We start from the raw sequence: 15,560 nt of genomic DNA, 5'->3' as shown, positions 1-15,560 counted from the left end.
CATTCGTTACACCGTCACAACCGGCACTCTCGGTGCCAGCGCGCACATCAATTCATAGCCGACCGTGCCCGCAGCGGAAGCCACATCGTCGATTTTAACCTCATTACCCCACAGCTCGACCGGCGATCCGATGCCCGCCTGCGGACAGGGGGTTAAATCTATCGCCATCATATCCATCGAGATGGTGCCTACCGTGCCCGTGCGAACACCATCGACCCACACGGGCGTGCCGGTTGGCGCCAGACGCGGATAGCCGTCCGCATAACCGCCCGCGACAATCCCGATGCGCTGCTCGCCCGCCGCACGGTAGCGGCTGCCATAGCCTACCGTGTCACCCGCCTTCAACGTCTGCACGCCAATGATTTCACTGCGCAGGGTCATGACCGGCTTCAGGCCGCTGTTGGCGATATCCTGCCACTGGCCTGAGGGAGACGCGCCGTACAGTACGATACCCGGACGCACCCAGTTATAGTGGGCTTCAGGGTGCCAAAGCGTCGCCGCCGAGTTCGACAGCGAACGTAGGCAATCCAGCCCTTCTGCCGCCTGCTCAATGCGGACCATGGCATCGGCAATGCCGTCCGGCTTTTCAGCATCCGCAAAATGCGCCATCAACGTCATTTCACCGACATTTTTCAGGGCACGCAGCTGCTGCCAGACCGTATGGACCCGCTCAGGCTGGAAGCCCAGGCGGTTCATGCCGCTGTTCACCTTGAGATAGATATCCAGCGGCGCGTGGAGCTTCGCATCCTGAATCGCCTTAATCTGCCAGTTGCTGTGAACGCTGGTGGTCAGACGGTATTTGTCCAGCAGCGGCAGATCGTCGGCATGGAAAAAGCCTTCCAGCAGCAAGATTGGCCCTTTCCAGCCGCGCTCGCGCAGCAGAATCGCCTCTTCCAGATTGAGTAACGCAAAACCGTCAGTTGCGCTAAGGGCGCTCCAGATGCGGTCAATGCCGTGGCCGTAGGCATTTGCCTTGACTACCGACCAGACGCGTGTACCCGGCGCAGCACGGCGAACAATTTGCAGGTTATCCTTCAGGGCCTGCAAATCCAGCTGAGCCAGAATGGGACGGGACATGACGACTCCTTAGTTATGTGCGCCGTGCAGGTGCTGCGGACGCGATGGGGTAAACCCTGATTGATAACGTGCGGCACTTAAATCGTCAAACGGAATTGCTGGCGTGCGGCCAGATATCAGGTCGCTCAGCAGCTGACCCGAGCCGCAGGCCATCGTCCAGCCGAGCGTGCCGTGCCCGGTATTGGTCCACAGGTTTTTATACGGCGTGCGGCCGACAATCGGCGTGCCGTCCGGCGTCATGGGGCGCAGACCGGTCCAGAAGGTCGCCTGTTCGACAAAGCCTCCGCGCGGGAAGAGATCGCCCACCACCATTTCGAGGGTTTCACGACGCGGCTGCAGCAGTTCGGTGTTGAAGCCCACGATCTCCGCCATGCCGCCCACACGAATGCGGTTGTCGAAGCGGGTGATGGCGATTTTGTAGGTTTCGTCCAGAATGGTCGACACGGGCGCGCCGCTCTCTTCTTTCACCGGAATGGTCAGCGAGTAGCCTTTCAGCGGGTAGACCGGAATATCGAGGATACCTTTCAGCATGGCGGTGGAGTACGAACCAAACGCCATCACGTAGGCATCGGCTTTGATCACCTCTTCGCCACACTTCACGCCGTAAATTTTTTCCCCTTCCGACAGCAGCTTGTCGACAGAGGTGTTAAAGCGGAATTTCACCCCTGCCTGCTCGCACATTTGCGCCAGACGTTGGGTAAAGAGCTGGCAGTCGCCGGTTTCGTCATTCGGCAGGCGCAGGCCGCCCGTCAGTTTATGCGCCACTTCCGCCAGCGCAGGCTCCACCTGCCCCAGCTGGCTGGCTTCCAGCAGCTGATAGGGTACGCCCGCATCTTCCAGCACGGCGATATCGCGGGTGGCGTTTTCATACTGTTGCTCAGTGCGGAACAGCTGCAGCGTACCGCCCTGACGGCCTTCGTACTCAATGCCCGTCGAGGCGCGTAAGGCTTTCAGGCAATCACGGCTGTACTCCGCCAGACGCACCATGCGTCCTTTATTTTCCATGTAGTGGCGGGTGTCACAGTTGCGCAGCATCTGCCACATCCACTTCAGCTGGAACTGCGTGCCGTCGAGACTGATCGCCAGCGGCGCGTGACGCTGGAACATCCACTTAATCGCCTTTAACGGCACGCCGGGTGCTGCCCACGGCGCCGCATAACCCGGAGAGATTTGTCCGGCGTTCGCCGCACTGGTTTCAAGCGCCGGGCCAGATTCACGATCGATAACGGTAACCTCATGCCCCGCCTGACTTAAATACCAGGCGCTGGTTACGCCAACGACACCACTTCCCAGTATGACAACACGCATAGCCACTCCATTATGTGCAAAAGAACAATCTTCTAATTACAGATTGATAACCTAGTTGAAAATATTATTCAACATACGACTTTTTTATGGTGACTTACCTCACACATCCCCCTGTATCAGGGGATAGAGCTAATTTGGGATCTCCTGCTGCGCGTTATTTTTAGCCAGCATAAAACTCTGTGAGACCCGCTTTTTTTGCCGTATCAAAAACGCGAAATCGCAAAGAAAAAATTTCTGCTTCAGCACGCTTTTTAACACGTTGATCTATGCTTGAAAGGAGGCTCTCCAGACAGAGAGAGCTCCCAACAACGAGGGCGCGCTAATGGCTACTATTGATTCCATATCCAAGGACAACACACGTCTGAGCGATGGACCCGACTGGACCTTCGAGCTGCTTGATGTCTATCTGGCCGAGATTGACCGGGTAGCAAAACTGTATCGCCTGGATACCTATCCCCATCAAATTGAAGTCATTACGTCCGAACAGATGATGGATGCCTACTCCAGCGTCGGGATGCCGATCAACTATCCGCACTGGTCTTTTGGTAAGAAATTTATTGAAACGGAGCGGCTGTATAAACACGGTCAACAGGGGCTGGCGTATGAGATCGTCATTAACTCCAATCCGTGTATTGCCTATCTGATGGAAGAGAACACCATTACCATGCAGGCGCTGGTGATGGCGCACGCCTGCTACGGGCACAACTCTTTCTTCAAGAACAACTATCTTTTCCGCAGCTGGACGGATGCCAGCTCGATTGTCGATTACCTGATTTTCGCCCGTAAATACATTACCGAATGCGAAGAGCGCTACGGCGTGGATGAAGTGGAAAAACTGCTCGATTCCTGCCACGCGCTGATGAACTACGGCGTTGACCGCTACAAGCGTCCGCAAAAAATCTCCTTACAGGAGGAGAAGGCCCGGCAGAAAAGCCGCGAGGAGTATCTGCAAAGCCAGGTGAATATGCTGTGGCGTACCCTGCCGAAGCGTGAGGAGGAGAAAACGGTCGCCGAAGCGCGTCGTTATCCGTCTGAGCCGCAGGAAAACCTGCTCTACTTTATGGAGAAGAACGCCCCGCTGCTGGAGCCGTGGCAGCGCGAGATCCTGCGCATTGTGCGTAAGGTGAGCCAGTATTTCTACCCGCAGAAACAGACGCAGGTGATGAACGAAGGTTGGGCGACCTTCTGGCACTACACCATCCTTAACCACCTGTATGACGAAGGGAAAGTCTCCGAACGCTTTATGATGGAGTTTCTGCACAGCCACACCAACGTGGTGTTCCAGCCTGCTTATAACAGCCCGTGGTACAGCGGCATTAACCCGTATGCCCTTGGCTTTGCGATGTTCCAGGACATCAAGCGCATCTGCCAGTTGCCGACGGAGGAAGACAAATACTGGTTCCCGGACATCGCCGGTTCTGACTGGCTGGAAACGCTGCATTTCGCGATGCGTGACTTTAAGGATGAGAGCTTTATCAGCCAGTTTATGTCGCCGAAGATCATGCGAGATTTCCGTTTCTTCACCGTGCTGGATGATGACCGTAACAACTACCTGGAAATTTCGGCGATCCATAACGAAGAGGGATACCGCGAGATCCGCTCTCGCCTCTCTTCCCAGTACAACCTGAGCAACCTTGAGCCGAACATCCAGGTATGGAATGTGGATTTACGCGGTGACCGCTCCCTGACGCTGCGCTATATCCCGCACAACCGCGCGCCGCTGGATAAAGGGCGTAAAGAGGTGCTGAAGCACGTGCATCGGCTGTGGGGCTTTGACGTGTTGCTTGAACAGCAGAATGAAGACGGCAGCGTGGAGCTGCTGGAGCGGTGCCCGGCGCGGTTGAATACGCTGTAGTGTCGCTTTTGCCCGGTGGCGCTACGCTTACCGGGCCTACAAGAACCGTAGGTCGGGTAAGGCGTAGCGCCACCCGACGAAAAAAAACCTCTCATACGAGAGGTTTTTTCTTTTAGCGGGTCTGAATCGCTAAATCGCCCGGGAGCGTTTTCTGCATGCGGTGCCAGATTTCACCGGAATCATGCCCATAGCGACGCACCGTCTCATAAACCTGATCGTGCAGCCCTTCGGTACAGAGCTTGCTCAGCTTATGGTAGAAACCCAGCGCCAGGCTGCGGGCTTCAGGGTTAGCAAAGTAGTGGCGACCGATACGGGTATAGAGCCCTTTCATCCCGTTCAGGATCAGGCCGTAAATCGGGTTACCGGAGGCAAAGGCCAGGCCGCGGAAGACGTTATAGTCAAGCGTGGCGAAAGCGTCAGCGTGGTCTTCGACCTCGTTCGCGCTGGCCAGCACCGCGAGCGCATCTTCAGGATGCTGACGGAACGCGGTACGGATAAAGATAGTCGCGATGTTGGTACGCACGGAGAGCAGATTGTCAATCAGCTGCGGCACGCTTTCGTGGTCGAGACGCGCCAGCGTTTCAAGAATGTTCAGCCCGGACGTTTCCCAGAAGTTGTTTACTTTCGTTGGCTTGCCGTGCTGAATCGTCAACCAGCCATCACGTGCCAGACGCTGCAGAACTTCACGCAACGTAGTACGGGTGACGCCAATCAGTTCAGAGAGTTCGCGTTCAGCAGGTAGAATTGATCCCGCAGGGAAACGATTATTCCAGATGCTTTCAATGATGTACTCTTCCGCGAAACCCGCCGGGCTCTGCGCCTTAATGACCATAGTGAGATTTCCATTACACAGCTTTAGCAAATTGGACTCATCATACCAGAGGCTCGCAGAGGCAGATAGCGCAGCAAAGAGAGAAAAGAGGGATCGCCGTTTCATTTTTGTGAAATTTACAATTTGACCTAATGCCCCTCTACGCCACCATTTTTGCGTATACTGATGTTTTGCCTTATTTGACGGGGAAGGACGTCTGTCGTGGAAATTTCATTTGGCCGCGCGCTGTGGCGCAACTTTTTAGGCCAGTCACCTGACTGGTACAAACTCATACTTCTGGTATTCCTGGTCGTTAACCCCATCCTGTTTTATGTCAATCCGTTTGTTGCCGGATGGCTGCTGGTGGCGGAATTTATCTTCACCCTGGCGATGGCGCTGAAATGCTATCCACTCCTTCCCGGCGGCCTGCTGGCATTTGAAGCGGTGGTGATTGGCATGACCAGCGCGGAGCATGTTAAACAGGAGCTGGCATCCAATCTTGAGGTGCTTCTGCTGCTGATGTTTATGGTGGCTGGCATCTACTTTATGAAGCAGCTACTGCTGTTTATCTTTACCCGGCTGCTGCTGAGCATTCCCTCAAAAACGATCCTGTCGGTGGCGTTTTGTCTCGCGGCAGCGTTTCTGTCGGCCTTCCTTGATGCCCTGACGGTGGTGGCCGTCGTGATTAGCGTGGCCGTCGGCTTTTACGGCATTTATCATCGCGTCGCGTCTTCTCGACCCGGTGAGGATTTGCAGGACGATAGCCATGTCGACGCGCATAACCGTGAGGTGCTGGAGCAGTTCCGCGCATTCCTGCGTAGCCTGATGATGCATGCGGGTGTGGGGACAGCGCTGGGCGGCGTGATGACGATGGTGGGGGAACCGCAAAACCTGATCATCGCCAAAGCGGCGGACTGGCATTTCGGCGAATTCTTCCTGCGCATGGCGCCAGTGAGCGTTCCGGTGCTGATCTGCGGCGTCGTCACCTGTATTCTTGTCGAGAAATTCAGCGTCTTTGGCTACGGCGCGAAGCTGCCTGAAACGGTGCGACAGGAGCTGCATAGATTCGACGTGCAAAGTCGCCGTCAGCGCACACGCCAGGATACGCTACGCCTGATCGCACAAGGCATCATTGGCGTCTGGCTTATCGCTGCGCTGGCTTTTCATCTTGCTGAGGTGGGGTTAATTGGCCTGTCGGTTATTATTCTCGCCACCACCTTTAGCGGCGTGACCGACGAGCACGCTATCGGCAAAGCCTTTACCGAAGCCCTGCCGTTTACCGCGCTGCTGGCGGTATTCTTTGCGGTAGTGGCGGTGATTATCGATCAGCACCTGTTTGCGCCGATTATTGCCTTTGTATTACAGGCCGCGCCCGACGCCCAGCTTTCGCTGTTTTACCTGTTTAACGGTTTGCTCTCCTCCATTTCCGATAACGTTTTTGTCGGCACGGTGTATATCAACGAAGCGAAAGCAGCCATGGAGCAAGGCGTTATCAGCGCTCAACAATTTGAGCTGCTGGCGGTGGCGATCAACACCGGCACTAACCTCCCTTCCGTGGCGACACCTAACGGCCAGGCCGCATTCCTGTTCCTGCTGACCTCAGCGCTTGCGCCACTCATACGACTTTCTTATGGAAGAATGGTCTGGATGGCCCTGCCCTATACGCTGGTACTGACGATTGTGGGTTTGCTTTGCGTCAAAATTACCCTCATTCCTTATACGCACTGGCTGATACAAGCGGGTATACTTGCCGCGCATTAAGATGTGTAAATCGGGCAGTTCGCTGCCCGTTTGCCTTTTCGCATGATAAACATCCAATTACGTTTTATTTCGTCAGGTACAGGTGGCGCGGAAAACGAATTCGTTTACACTGCGCTTTCTAAGCATGTTCCAGGGAAATGATTATGTTGAGATTTTTAAACCAGTGCTCTCGCGGTCGCGGAGCGTGGTTGTTAATGGCCCTGACCGCCTTTGCGCTGGAAATGGTCGCGTTGTGGTTCCAGCATGTGATGGGGTTGAAGCCCTGCGTGCTGTGTATCTACGAACGTTGCGCATTGTTCGGCATTATGGGCGCGGGTCTGGTGGGCGCGATTGCCCCGAAATCACCGTTACGCTACGCCGGTATCGCTATCTGGCTGTACAGTGCCTGGAAGGGAATTGAACTCTCCTGGGAACACACCATGATGCAGCTGCATCCGTCACCATTTATGACCTGTGATTTTGCCGCCCGCTTCCCAAGCTGGCTGCCGCTGGATAAGTGGCTGCCGCAGGTCTTTGTGGCGTCCGGCGACTGTTCTGTGCGTCAGTGGGAATTCCTGACGCTGGAAATGCCGCAGTGGCTGGTGGGTATTTTTGTGGCCTACTTCGTTGTGGCCCTGCTGGTGCTGATTGCCCAGCCGTTTAAGCCGAAGAAACGCGATCTGTTCGGGCGCTAAGTTGCCCGGCGGCGCTTCGCTTGCGCAGGCCTACGGTTTTGTAGGTCGGATAAGCGCAGCGCCACCCGACACAACAGCGCATAATAAAAAACCCGCCTCGGCGGGTTTTTTATTATCACCGATTAGGGTGATTCATGATGTGGTCTTCCCAGTCCCGCACTTCAGACTCTTTCACCGCAATATGGCGCACGGAAATGCGTTCGCCGTGCATAGCCGCTTTAGAGCCGGTCAGCAGCGGATGCCATTTCGGCAGATCTTTTCCTTCCGCCAGCAGGCGATACGCGCAGGTGTGCGGTAACCACTCAAAGGTCGGCAAATTTTCACGGGTTAATTTGATGCAGTCCGGCTCGTACTCAAAGCGGCGTTCGTAGTTGCGGCACTGGCAGGTTTTGATGTTCAGTTGCTTGCAGGCGACGTTGGTGAAATAGATCTCGTCGGAGTCCTCATCCATCAGCTTGTGCAGGCAGCACTGTCCGCAGCCGTCGCACAACGACTCCCACTCCGCGTCGGTCATGTCGTCGAGCGTTTTACTTTGCCAGAAAGGGATGTCGTTCATCAGGATGTCCACACGTCAAAAGAAAGCGCACCTTATAACGAGTCTGGCACGTTGATGCAAGTTTTGCCGCCCATTTCGGGCGGCAAGGTGTTTTTACAGCACGCGTGTTTTCAGCGACAGGCCGTTGAAACTGACCTCAAGCTCATCGCCACCGTTGAGCGGGCCGACGCCCTCTGGCGTACCGGTCAGGATCACATCACCCGGTTTAAGGGTGAAGAAGCGGCTCATGTAGGCAATCAGCGGGACGATCTTGTGAATCATGTCGGCCGTGGTGCCCTGCTGGCGAACCTCGCCGTTCACCTTCAGGGTGAGCGGGGTGTCCTGCGGGTCATTAGTAAACTCGCTCACCGGAACAAAACCCGAAATGGGGCAGGAGTTATCAAAGCCTTTGGCTTTTTCCCACGGTTGCCCCGCTTTCTTCATCTTGCCCTGCACATCACGCAGGGTGAGATCCAGGGCGACACCGTAACCGGCAATCGCTTTTTGCACATGCTCTTCAGAAGCCTGGCGCAGCGTGGCGCCAATTAGCACGGCCAGCTCCACTTCGTGGTGGACAGAACCCAACCCTTGCGGTAACGCCAGCGGCTGGCGAATATCGCAGAGTGCGGTTTCGGGCTTAATAAACAGTACCGGCTCTTCTGGCGTCGCGCTGCCCATTTCCTGAATGTGTTTTGCGTAGTTGCTGCCCACGCAGACGACTTTGCTGACGGGATAATCCAGTAATGCACCTTGCCAGTTATGATGTTGATACATGGTCGACCCCTAAACGGTTGATGTGTTGTTCCCGGAAGCGTCCGGGTTTATTTCTTTCCGTTCACCTCAAGATGCTGTTTTAATAAATTCTCGGGTGGTGGCGGAAGCTGTAAATAATAGCCTTGCTCGGTTAATGCCAATTTCACTTTTTCCAGATCGGCATTCACCAGCGTCTTACGCCCGTCAAGCGGCAGCAGCAGGGCCAGCTGAGGGCGGCCAAAGTTTTTCATTAATTCTTCAGGCACGCGCGAAAAATCGTCTTTCTTTTCGACATAAAGATAGGTCTGGTCACGGCTTGTACTTCTATAGATCACACAAAACATGTTTTTACTCTGAATTAATGGGTGGTTGCTTGCCTCAATATACTCCTGACTATAACATGCCTGATACTCTTCGGAATATCGCAGCGAGTTGTTGCGGTTAATAGCAAATTGAGTAAGGCCAGGATGTCAAACACGCCCATCGAGCTTAAAGGCAGTAGCTTCACCTTATCAGTGGTTCATTTGCATGATGCAAAACCCGAGGTTATTCGTCAGGCGTTAGAAGATAAAATCGCGCAGGCACCCGCCTTTCTGAAACATGCCCCCGTTGTCGTCAATGTGAGCGGTCTGGATGCCCCGGTTAACTGGAAACTTCTCCAGCAGGCGGTTTCATCCACCGGGCTGCGTATTGTCGGCATTAGCGGCTGTAAAGATGCTGAACTGAAAGCCGAGATTGACCGGGCAGGGCTACCGCTTCTGACCGAAGGCAAAGAAAAAGCCCCTCGTTCGGCCCCAGCGGCAGTGCAGACGCCCCCTCCCCCGGTTCAAAACGTTACACCTGTCACAAAAACGCGATTGATTGATGTGCCGGTTCGTTCCGGTCAGCGAATTTATGCGCCAAACTGTGATCTAATTGTTACAAGCCACGTCAGTGCTGGCGCTGAACTGATTGCGGATGGCAATATTCACGTCTACGGTATGATGCGTGGGCGTGCGCTCGCGGGCGCAAGTGGCGATCGGGAAGCACAAATATTTTGTAGTCACCTGACGGCGGAACTGGTGTCCATCGCAGGTGAATATTGGCTGAGCGACAAGATCCCAGCCGAATTTTATGGCAAAGCGGCTCGTCTGCTGCTGGCAGACGACGCGTTGACCGTTCAACCGTTGAATTGATCCCTTTTTAACAAGGAATTTCTATGGCACGCATTATTGTTGTTACTTCGGGTAAAGGAGGCGTTGGCAAGACCACCTCCAGCGCGGCCATCGCTACTGGTTTGGCCCAGAAGGGAAAGAAAACCGTCGTTATCGATTTCGATATCGGCCTGCGTAACCTGGACCTGATCATGGGTTGTGAGCGTCGCGTCGTGTATGACTTCGTAAACGTCATCCAGGGCGATGCCACGCTTAACCAGGCGCTGATTAAAGACAAGCGCACCGAGAACCTCTACATTCTTCCGGCGTCTCAGACCCGTGACAAAGACGCGCTGACCCGCGAAGGCGTGGAAAAGGTGCTCGACGATCTGAAAAAGATGGAGTTCGACTTCGTCGTCTGTGACTCCCCTGCCGGTATCGAAACCGGTGCGCTGATGGCGCTCTATTTCGCGGATGAAGCCATCATCACCACGAACCCTGAAGTCTCGTCCGTGCGTGACTCAGACCGAATTCTCGGTATCCTCGCCTCTAAATCCCGCCGTGCGGAAAATGGTCAGGAACCGATCAAAGAGCACCTGCTGCTGACCCGTTACAACCCGGGCCGCGTGAACAAAGGTGACATGCTGAGCATGGAAGACGTGCTGGAGATCCTGCGCATCAAACTGGTTGGCGTTATCCCGGAAGATCAGTCCGTGTTACGCGCCTCTAACCAGGGTGAGCCAGTGATTCTGGATACGATGGCAGATGCAGGTAAAGCTTACGCCGATACCGTTGACCGTCTGCTGGGAGAAGAACGTCCTTTCCGCTTCATTGAAGAAGAGAAGAAAGGTTTCCTCAAACGCCTGTTCGGAGGATAAGTTATGGCATTACTGGACTTTTTTCTCTCGCGGAAAAAAAGCACCGCCAACATCGCAAAAGAACGTCTGCAAATTATCGTTGCGGAGCGTCGTCGTAGCGACGCCGAGCCTCACTACCTGCCGCAGCTGCGCAAGGACATCCTGGAAGTGATCTGTAAGTACGTGCAGATTGACCCGGAGATGGTCACCGTACAGCTGGAGCAAAAAGACGGGGATATTTCGATTCTGGAGCTAAACGTTACGTTGCCAGAAGCGGAAGAGTCGCGTCCGTAGGTTTGTGATTTCGTAGCCCCGGTAAGCGCAGCGCCACCGGGGGAATATGCCGGGTATATTGCCCGGCATATTTTTATCGCGGATAACCTTCCAGCAGCGTATTCAGGCGATCGGCCATCAATTCCCCGCGCCAGCCCGCCATCAGCTCCGGCAGCCCATTCTGCGGCTTCAGCTTCCAGTGCCAGTTCAGCAACTGATTAATCTGACGACGTGATGCCAGGAGCTCCGCGCTCAGCTTGCTTTCCGTTGCGACGTCCTGCACCAGCGCCTTGATATCTTTAAACGCTTTACGATAGCCCGGCATATCCATCAGATTCAGCAGCGGTTCCGGCAGGTCTTCATCCGCCGTTTGCTGTGCCTGCGCCACCAGCGCGAGCAGGGTTTTGCCGTGGAAACGAATTTCGCTACCCGAAAGCCCAATGCTGTCCAGTTCACCCATGCTGCCCGGCATGTAGCGCGCGACCGCCCACAGATGCTCTTCACGCACCACAAAATTCACGGCCAGATCGCGCTCGCGCGCTTTGCGCAAACGCCAGTCCGCTAACAGCTGCAGGCACGCCAGCTGACGCGTGCGAAGCTGCCAGGCGTTTGTGATATCGCGCCAGGCCTCTTTCGGGTCAACCACTTCCTGACGACGCAGCTGGGTCATTCTGCACTCATCCAGCGCAGCAGACAGCCAGCCGGAGGCTTCTGCCTCCTTCATCAGCTGTCCAGCAATCGGCAGCAGGTAGAAGACGTCTGCCGCCGCATAGTCCAGCTGACGCTCGGTCAGCGGACGCGCCAGCCAGTCGGTACGGGATTCGCTTTTGTCCAGCGTCAGGCCGGTGTATTCCTCAACCATGGCAGCAAAGCCCCATGAGAGCGGACGCCCGCTGAACGCCGCGAGGATCTGCGTATCAATGAGCGGCTGCGGCATGATGCCAAAGGTATTCATAAACACTTCCAGATCTTCACTGCCCGCATGCAGGAATTTGGTCACGGCCGTATCCAGCAGCAACTCGCGCATTGGTGCCCAGTCGGTAATACCGAGCGGGTCAATCAGCGAGACATGTTTGCCGTCGTACATCTGAATCAGGCCCAGCTGCGGATAATAGGTTCTCGTACGGACAAACTCGGTATCCAGGGCGATGGCGGGATAGTCGCGCGTCACTTCGCACAGCGAAGCCAGCTCGTCGTTGGTCGTGATCATCTGGTAATTCAAATCATTTTCTCTTTTGTTTGCGCCCATAAAAAACGCCGGCTTAACCGGCGTCTGGGCGATTAACGTGAAGCTCAGGCCTTATTGTCTACTTTGGCACGGGCTTCGTCACGTAATTCTCGTCGTAATATCTTCCCGACGTTGGATTTTGGCAGTTCATCGCGGAATTCCACCAGCTTCGGCACCTTGTAGCCCGTTAACTGACGACGGCAGAAGGTTATCAGCTCTTCCTCATTCAGCGAAGGATCTTTCTTGACCACAAATATCTTCACCGCTTCACCGCTGCTGCCGGAAGGGACGCCCACAGCCGCCACTTCGAGCACGCCGCTGTGCTGCATGACCACGTCTTCGATTTCGTTCGGGTAGACATTAAAGCCGGAGACCAGGATCATGTCTTTCTTACGATCGACAATGCGCAGGAAACCTTCGTCGTCCATCACGGCGATATCGCCGGTATGCAGCCAGCCGTCTTTGATGATCTCGTCCGTAGCATCCGGACGTTGCCAGTAGCCCAGCATCACCTGCGGTCCTCGTACGCACAGCTCGCCTGGCTCACCATGAGGCACTTCGTTATCCTCATCATCCACCAGCTTCGCTTCGGTCGACGGAACAGGCAGGCCAATGCTGCCGCTGTGGTAGTCAATGTCGTGCGGGTTCACGCTCACCAGCGGCGCGCACTCCGTCAGACCATAGCCTTCAAGCAGATACTGACCGGTCAGCTTCACCCAGCGCTCGGCGACCGCCTGCTGAACGGGCATCCCGCCGCCTGCGGAGAGGTGCAGCGTGGAGAAATCCAGCTGCTGGAACTCTTTATTATTGAGAAGCGCATTAAACAGGGTATTCACCCCGGTCATGGCGGTGAACGGATATTTCGCCAGCTCTTTCACCAGGCCCGGGATATCGCGCGGATTGGTGATGAGGATGTTCTGACCGCCCAGCTCAATAAACAGCAGGCAGTTCATAGTCAGCGCAAAGATGTGATACAGCGGAAGCGCGGTGATCACCACCTCTTTGCCCGGATGCAGCAGAGGCCCGTAAGTGGCGTTCACCTGTTCAAGGTTCGCCAGCATGTTCCGGTGCGTCAACATCGCGCCTTTCGCCACGCCGGTGGTGCCACCGGTGTACTGCAGGAACGCCAGATCCTCTGATACCACTTCCGGTTTGACGTATTGCATACGGTAGCCCGCGTGCAGCGCACGGCGGAAGGAAATGGCGTCCGGCAGGTGATATTTTGGTACCAGCCGCTTCACGTATTTAACGACAAAGTTAACCAGCGTGCCTTTGGCCGTGGAAAGCTGATCGCCCATGCGCGTCAAAATGACGTGTTTTACCTGGGTTCTGTCGACCACTTTTTCCAGCGTGTGGGCAAAATTCGAGACAATGACAATTGCGACCGCGCCGCTGTCGTTCAACTGATGCTCAAGTTCACGCGGGGTATACAGCGGGTTCACGTTGACGACAATCATCCCGGCTCGCAGGATGCCGAACAGCGCTACCGGGTATTGCAGCAGGTTTGGCATCATCAGCGCGACGCGGTCCCCTTTTTGCAGTCCCAGCCCTTCCTGTAAATACGCCGCAAACGCCCGGCTACGCTCTTCCAGCTTACGGAAGGTCATCACTTCGCCCATGTTCACAAACGCAGGCTGGTCAGCGTAACGCCGCACCGAGTGTTCAAATAATTCAACCAGGGATTGATAACGGTCAGGATTGATCTCCGCAGGCACATCTGCGGGATACCGGTTAAGCCAAACCTTTTTCAATGCATCACCTCTGAAATGAGTATTCGTCGTCATCACAGCCCCGATAATAAACAGTTTGTTAACATTATATTAACTCAGCGTACCAGTTTATTAATTGTTCAGATTGCAGGTTGCGAAGCGCGTCACTCTTTTTTTTCATTTTATCCGTAAAAAAACAGAGACAGCGGCTGAGCCGCTGTCTCTTTCCTAATAATAACAGTTAGTTACTCAGTTACGATCGTTTGAACCTGCGCCGGGCCCGGGTTATACCAGCCCCAGCCGGGGTAACCATAACGGTAAGGATGAGGACCCCACATCCACGGATCGATCGGCTGTGGCGGCATGACGACCTGCTGGGCAATACGCCAGCGTTTGTAGCCCGTCACCTGCATAGTCATAAATTTATACGGCGTGCTGCCGATTTTGCCCTGCACCGAACCGGTAATCGGCCCAACAACGGTCACCAGTTGCCCACGGAAATCGACCGGGTCAAGGAAACCGCTGACGTCAGCATAAATGCGCCCGCGCGAGGCCTCCCCCAGAACGGGGCGGGCACCGCTGTCCAGCGGCACCGTCGCAATTTCCAGACGGGTTTTACCCTGCTGGTTAAAGACCTCAATCACCTTGCCGCCGAAGCGCGATTCCTGCCCAACATACAGCTCAGGCGCATTCATGACGCGCACCAGATCCTGCTGTGGCGTTGGGCTACTGCCCTTAATCGCATCAGGAACGGTTACGCAACCGCTCAGTGCTGTGGCAACAGCGCCTGCCATTAAAAGGCGAACAACTTTAGTTTGAACCGCCATGATGCGACTCCTTTTTCTCAGTTCCTGTTACTGAGATTCACTCGCGGCCTGGAAGTTTCTTCCACGCAACGGTGTTTCGTAAATAAACCGGCTCAGCCTGTTCAACGGCAACGGTTTTTCCTTTCGCGAACAGCTGACAGGCAAGGGGAAGCATATCTTCGGCAGCAGGCAGAAGCATATTGCCGTCAACCAGCGTTACGCCGGTGTCGTTCCCCATTTCCGGCCATGCCGGCCAGCCCGTCCCTACCGTCGCCCACTCGCCTGAGAGCTGTTTCAGGCGTTCGGTGACGGCTTCAGGCGTCAACACGGCTTCCGACTCTTCCCCGTGCCAGACGCCGTTTTCATCACGGGTATATTCAGCCCAGTAAACTTCGCCCATGCGGGCATCAATGGCCGCCAGCACGCGGGTTGCGCCAGTCATACGCCAGGCACCCTGCGCCATGGTGGCGAGGGTAGAGACGCCGATCATCGGCAGTTCAGCGCCCAGCGCCAGCCCCTGCGCAATGCCAATCCCGATACGCACGCCCGTAAAACTGCCAGGGCCACGGCCAAAGGCCAGCGCGTCGAGGTCGGTTAAGGAGGTGTTGCCCTGGGTTAACATGGCTTTTACCAGGGGCAGAATACGTTGGGTGTGTTCCCGTGGGCACTCTTCGAAATGAGCAGAAACAACACCGTCGTTTAACAGAGCGACAGAGCAAGCCTCTGTCGCGGTATCAATAGCCAGAATTCGCATCAGTCGTCGCGCTCTCGCAAGGGTCA

General features: G+C 55.3%; 16 protein-coding genes. 6 read left to right on the top strand and 10 right to left on the bottom strand.

What is annotated here, in order from left to right; genetic code table 11:
- Positions 1-6: 6 nt before the first annotated feature.
- Together dadX and AC2T6E_RS10195 are read right to left on the bottom strand one after the other, a co-directional pair.
- Positions 7-1,077, bottom strand: a complete 1,071-nt coding sequence (gene dadX, locus AC2T6E_RS10200) for a catabolic alanine racemase DadX (RefSeq protein ID WP_278435326.1) — start codon at positions 1,075-1,077, stop codon at positions 7-9.
- A gap of 9 nt (positions 1,078-1,086) precedes the next feature.
- Complete coding sequence (locus AC2T6E_RS10195; RefSeq protein ID WP_010432747.1) at positions 1,087-2,385, bottom strand: D-amino acid dehydrogenase; 1,299 nt, start codon at positions 2,383-2,385, stop codon at positions 1,087-1,089.
- Between the two features lie 322 nt (positions 2,386-2,707).
- On the opposite strand from AC2T6E_RS10195, the gene AC2T6E_RS10190 reads away from it, so the two are divergent.
- Positions 2,708-4,240: a SpoVR family protein gene (locus AC2T6E_RS10190; protein ID WP_486691547.1), complete on the top strand. Its 1,533-nt coding sequence runs from the start codon at positions 2,708-2,710 to the stop codon at positions 4,238-4,240.
- A 112-nt stretch (positions 4,241-4,352) separates the two neighbouring features.
- Here AC2T6E_RS10190 and fadR read toward each other — a convergent pair whose 3' ends face one another.
- On the bottom strand, positions 4,353-5,072 hold the full coding sequence (gene fadR / locus AC2T6E_RS10185) for a fatty acid metabolism transcriptional regulator FadR (protein ID WP_010432738.1): 720 nt from the start codon (positions 5,070-5,072) through the stop codon (positions 4,353-4,355).
- Positions 5,073-5,273: 201 nt separating this feature from the next.
- Between fadR and nhaB the strand changes: the two genes are divergently transcribed.
- The gene (nhaB, locus tag AC2T6E_RS10180; protein WP_148399898.1) at positions 5,274-6,812 is read left to right on the top strand and encodes a Na(+)/H(+) antiporter NhaB; all 1,539 of its coding nucleotides are present in this window, start codon (positions 5,274-5,276) and stop codon (positions 6,810-6,812) included.
- 143 nt (positions 6,813-6,955) lie between these two features.
- Positions 6,956-7,486, top strand: coding sequence for a disulfide bond formation protein DsbB (gene dsbB, locus AC2T6E_RS10175; RefSeq protein ID WP_089598221.1), 531 nt, complete (start codon positions 6,956-6,958; stop codon positions 7,484-7,486).
- Between the two features lie 115 nt (positions 7,487-7,601).
- Here dsbB and AC2T6E_RS10170 read toward each other — a convergent pair whose 3' ends face one another.
- From AC2T6E_RS10170 to AC2T6E_RS10160, 3 genes are all read right to left on the bottom strand, one after another.
- Positions 7,602-8,042 (bottom strand): YcgN family cysteine cluster protein, encoded by a 441-nt coding sequence (locus AC2T6E_RS10170; protein WP_023336059.1) that lies wholly within the window; start codon positions 8,040-8,042, stop codon positions 7,602-7,604.
- 93 nt (positions 8,043-8,135) lie between these two features.
- The gene (locus AC2T6E_RS10165; protein WP_486691543.1) at positions 8,136-8,795 is read right to left on the bottom strand and encodes a fumarylacetoacetate hydrolase family protein; all 660 of its coding nucleotides are present in this window, start codon (positions 8,793-8,795) and stop codon (positions 8,136-8,138) included.
- Positions 8,796-8,842: 47 nt separating this feature from the next.
- Positions 8,843-9,118 (bottom strand): YcgL domain-containing protein, encoded by a 276-nt coding sequence (locus AC2T6E_RS10160; RefSeq protein ID WP_454539939.1) that lies wholly within the window; start codon positions 9,116-9,118, stop codon positions 8,843-8,845.
- Between the two features lie 123 nt (positions 9,119-9,241).
- On the opposite strand from AC2T6E_RS10160, the gene minC reads away from it, so the two are divergent.
- The 3 genes from minC to minE are packed head-to-tail and all read left to right on the top strand — an operon-like array spanning position 9,242 to position 11,058.
- Positions 9,242-9,949, top strand: a complete 708-nt coding sequence (gene minC, locus AC2T6E_RS10155; RefSeq protein WP_010432720.1) for a septum site-determining protein MinC — start codon at positions 9,242-9,244, stop codon at positions 9,947-9,949.
- A 23-nt stretch (positions 9,950-9,972) separates the two neighbouring features.
- Positions 9,973-10,785, top strand: a complete 813-nt coding sequence (minD, locus tag AC2T6E_RS10150) for a septum site-determining protein MinD (RefSeq protein WP_089598218.1) — start codon at positions 9,973-9,975, stop codon at positions 10,783-10,785.
- 3 nt (positions 10,786-10,788) lie between these two features.
- On the top strand, positions 10,789-11,058 hold the full coding sequence (gene minE / locus AC2T6E_RS10145; RefSeq protein ID WP_010432714.1) for a cell division topological specificity factor MinE: 270 nt from the start codon (positions 10,789-10,791) through the stop codon (positions 11,056-11,058).
- Positions 11,059-11,131: 73 nt separating this feature from the next.
- Here minE and rnd read toward each other — a convergent pair whose 3' ends face one another.
- The 4 genes from rnd to tsaB form a co-directional block, all read right to left on the bottom strand.
- The gene (gene rnd, locus AC2T6E_RS10140; RefSeq protein WP_214605736.1) at positions 11,132-12,247 is read right to left on the bottom strand and encodes a ribonuclease D; all 1,116 of its coding nucleotides are present in this window, start codon (positions 12,245-12,247) and stop codon (positions 11,132-11,134) included.
- Positions 12,248-12,330: 83 nt separating this feature from the next.
- The gene (fadD, locus tag AC2T6E_RS10135; RefSeq protein WP_126816329.1) at positions 12,331-14,016 is read right to left on the bottom strand and encodes a long-chain-fatty-acid--CoA ligase FadD; all 1,686 of its coding nucleotides are present in this window, start codon (positions 14,014-14,016) and stop codon (positions 12,331-12,333) included.
- Between the two features lie 203 nt (positions 14,017-14,219).
- Positions 14,220-14,801: a Slp family lipoprotein gene (locus tag AC2T6E_RS10130; RefSeq protein ID WP_253179495.1), complete on the bottom strand. Its 582-nt coding sequence runs from the start codon at positions 14,799-14,801 to the stop codon at positions 14,220-14,222.
- Positions 14,802-14,838: 37 nt separating this feature from the next.
- Complete coding sequence (gene tsaB / locus AC2T6E_RS10125) at positions 14,839-15,534, bottom strand: tRNA (adenosine(37)-N6)-threonylcarbamoyltransferase complex dimerization subunit type 1 TsaB (RefSeq protein ID WP_253179496.1); 696 nt, start codon at positions 15,532-15,534, stop codon at positions 14,839-14,841.
- Positions 15,535-15,560 lie beyond the last annotated feature (26 nt).

The organism is Enterobacter sp. B79-1 (assembly GCF_057444735.1).
Note: the sequence above shows the minus strand (reverse complement) of the source record. Positions and strands in the feature narration are given on the sequence as shown.

Bases quoted from the DNA above. Each gene is read 5' to 3' on its own strand.
- rnd (WP_214605736.1), bottom strand. From the start codon at position 12,247: ATGATCACGACCAACGACGAGCTGGCTTCGCTGTGCGAAGTGACGCGC.
- AC2T6E_RS10160 (WP_454539939.1), bottom strand. From the start codon at position 9,118: ATGTTTTGTGTGATCTATAGAAGTACAAGCCGTGACCAGACCTATCTT.
- tsaB (WP_253179496.1), bottom strand. From the start codon at position 15,534: ATGCGAATTCTGGCTATTGATACCGCGACAGAGGCTTGCTCTGTCGCT.
- AC2T6E_RS10195 (WP_010432747.1), bottom strand. From the start codon at position 2,385: ATGCGTGTTGTCATACTGGGAAGTGGTGTCGTTGGCGTAACCAGCGCC.
- fadR (WP_010432738.1), bottom strand. From the start codon at position 5,072: ATGGTCATTAAGGCGCAGAGCCCGGCGGGTTTCGCGGAAGAGTACATC.
- AC2T6E_RS10130 (WP_253179495.1), bottom strand. From the start codon at position 14,801: ATGGCGGTTCAAACTAAAGTTGTTCGCCTTTTAATGGCAGGCGCTGTT.
- minC (WP_010432720.1), top strand. From the start codon at position 9,242: ATGTCAAACACGCCCATCGAGCTTAAAGGCAGTAGCTTCACCTTATCA.
- AC2T6E_RS10190 (WP_486691547.1), top strand. From the start codon at position 2,708: ATGGCTACTATTGATTCCATATCCAAGGACAACACACGTCTGAGCGAT.
- minE (WP_010432714.1), top strand. From the start codon at position 10,789: ATGGCATTACTGGACTTTTTTCTCTCGCGGAAAAAAAGCACCGCCAAC.
- dadX (WP_278435326.1), bottom strand. From the start codon at position 1,077: ATGTCCCGTCCCATTCTGGCTCAGCTGGATTTGCAGGCCCTGAAGGAT.
- dsbB (WP_089598221.1), top strand. From the start codon at position 6,956: ATGTTGAGATTTTTAAACCAGTGCTCTCGCGGTCGCGGAGCGTGGTTG.
- minD (WP_089598218.1), top strand. From the start codon at position 9,973: ATGGCACGCATTATTGTTGTTACTTCGGGTAAAGGAGGCGTTGGCAAG.
- AC2T6E_RS10165 (WP_486691543.1), bottom strand. From the start codon at position 8,795: ATGTATCAACATCATAACTGGCAAGGTGCATTACTGGATTATCCCGTC.
- AC2T6E_RS10170 (WP_023336059.1), bottom strand. From the start codon at position 8,042: ATGAACGACATCCCTTTCTGGCAAAGTAAAACGCTCGACGACATGACC.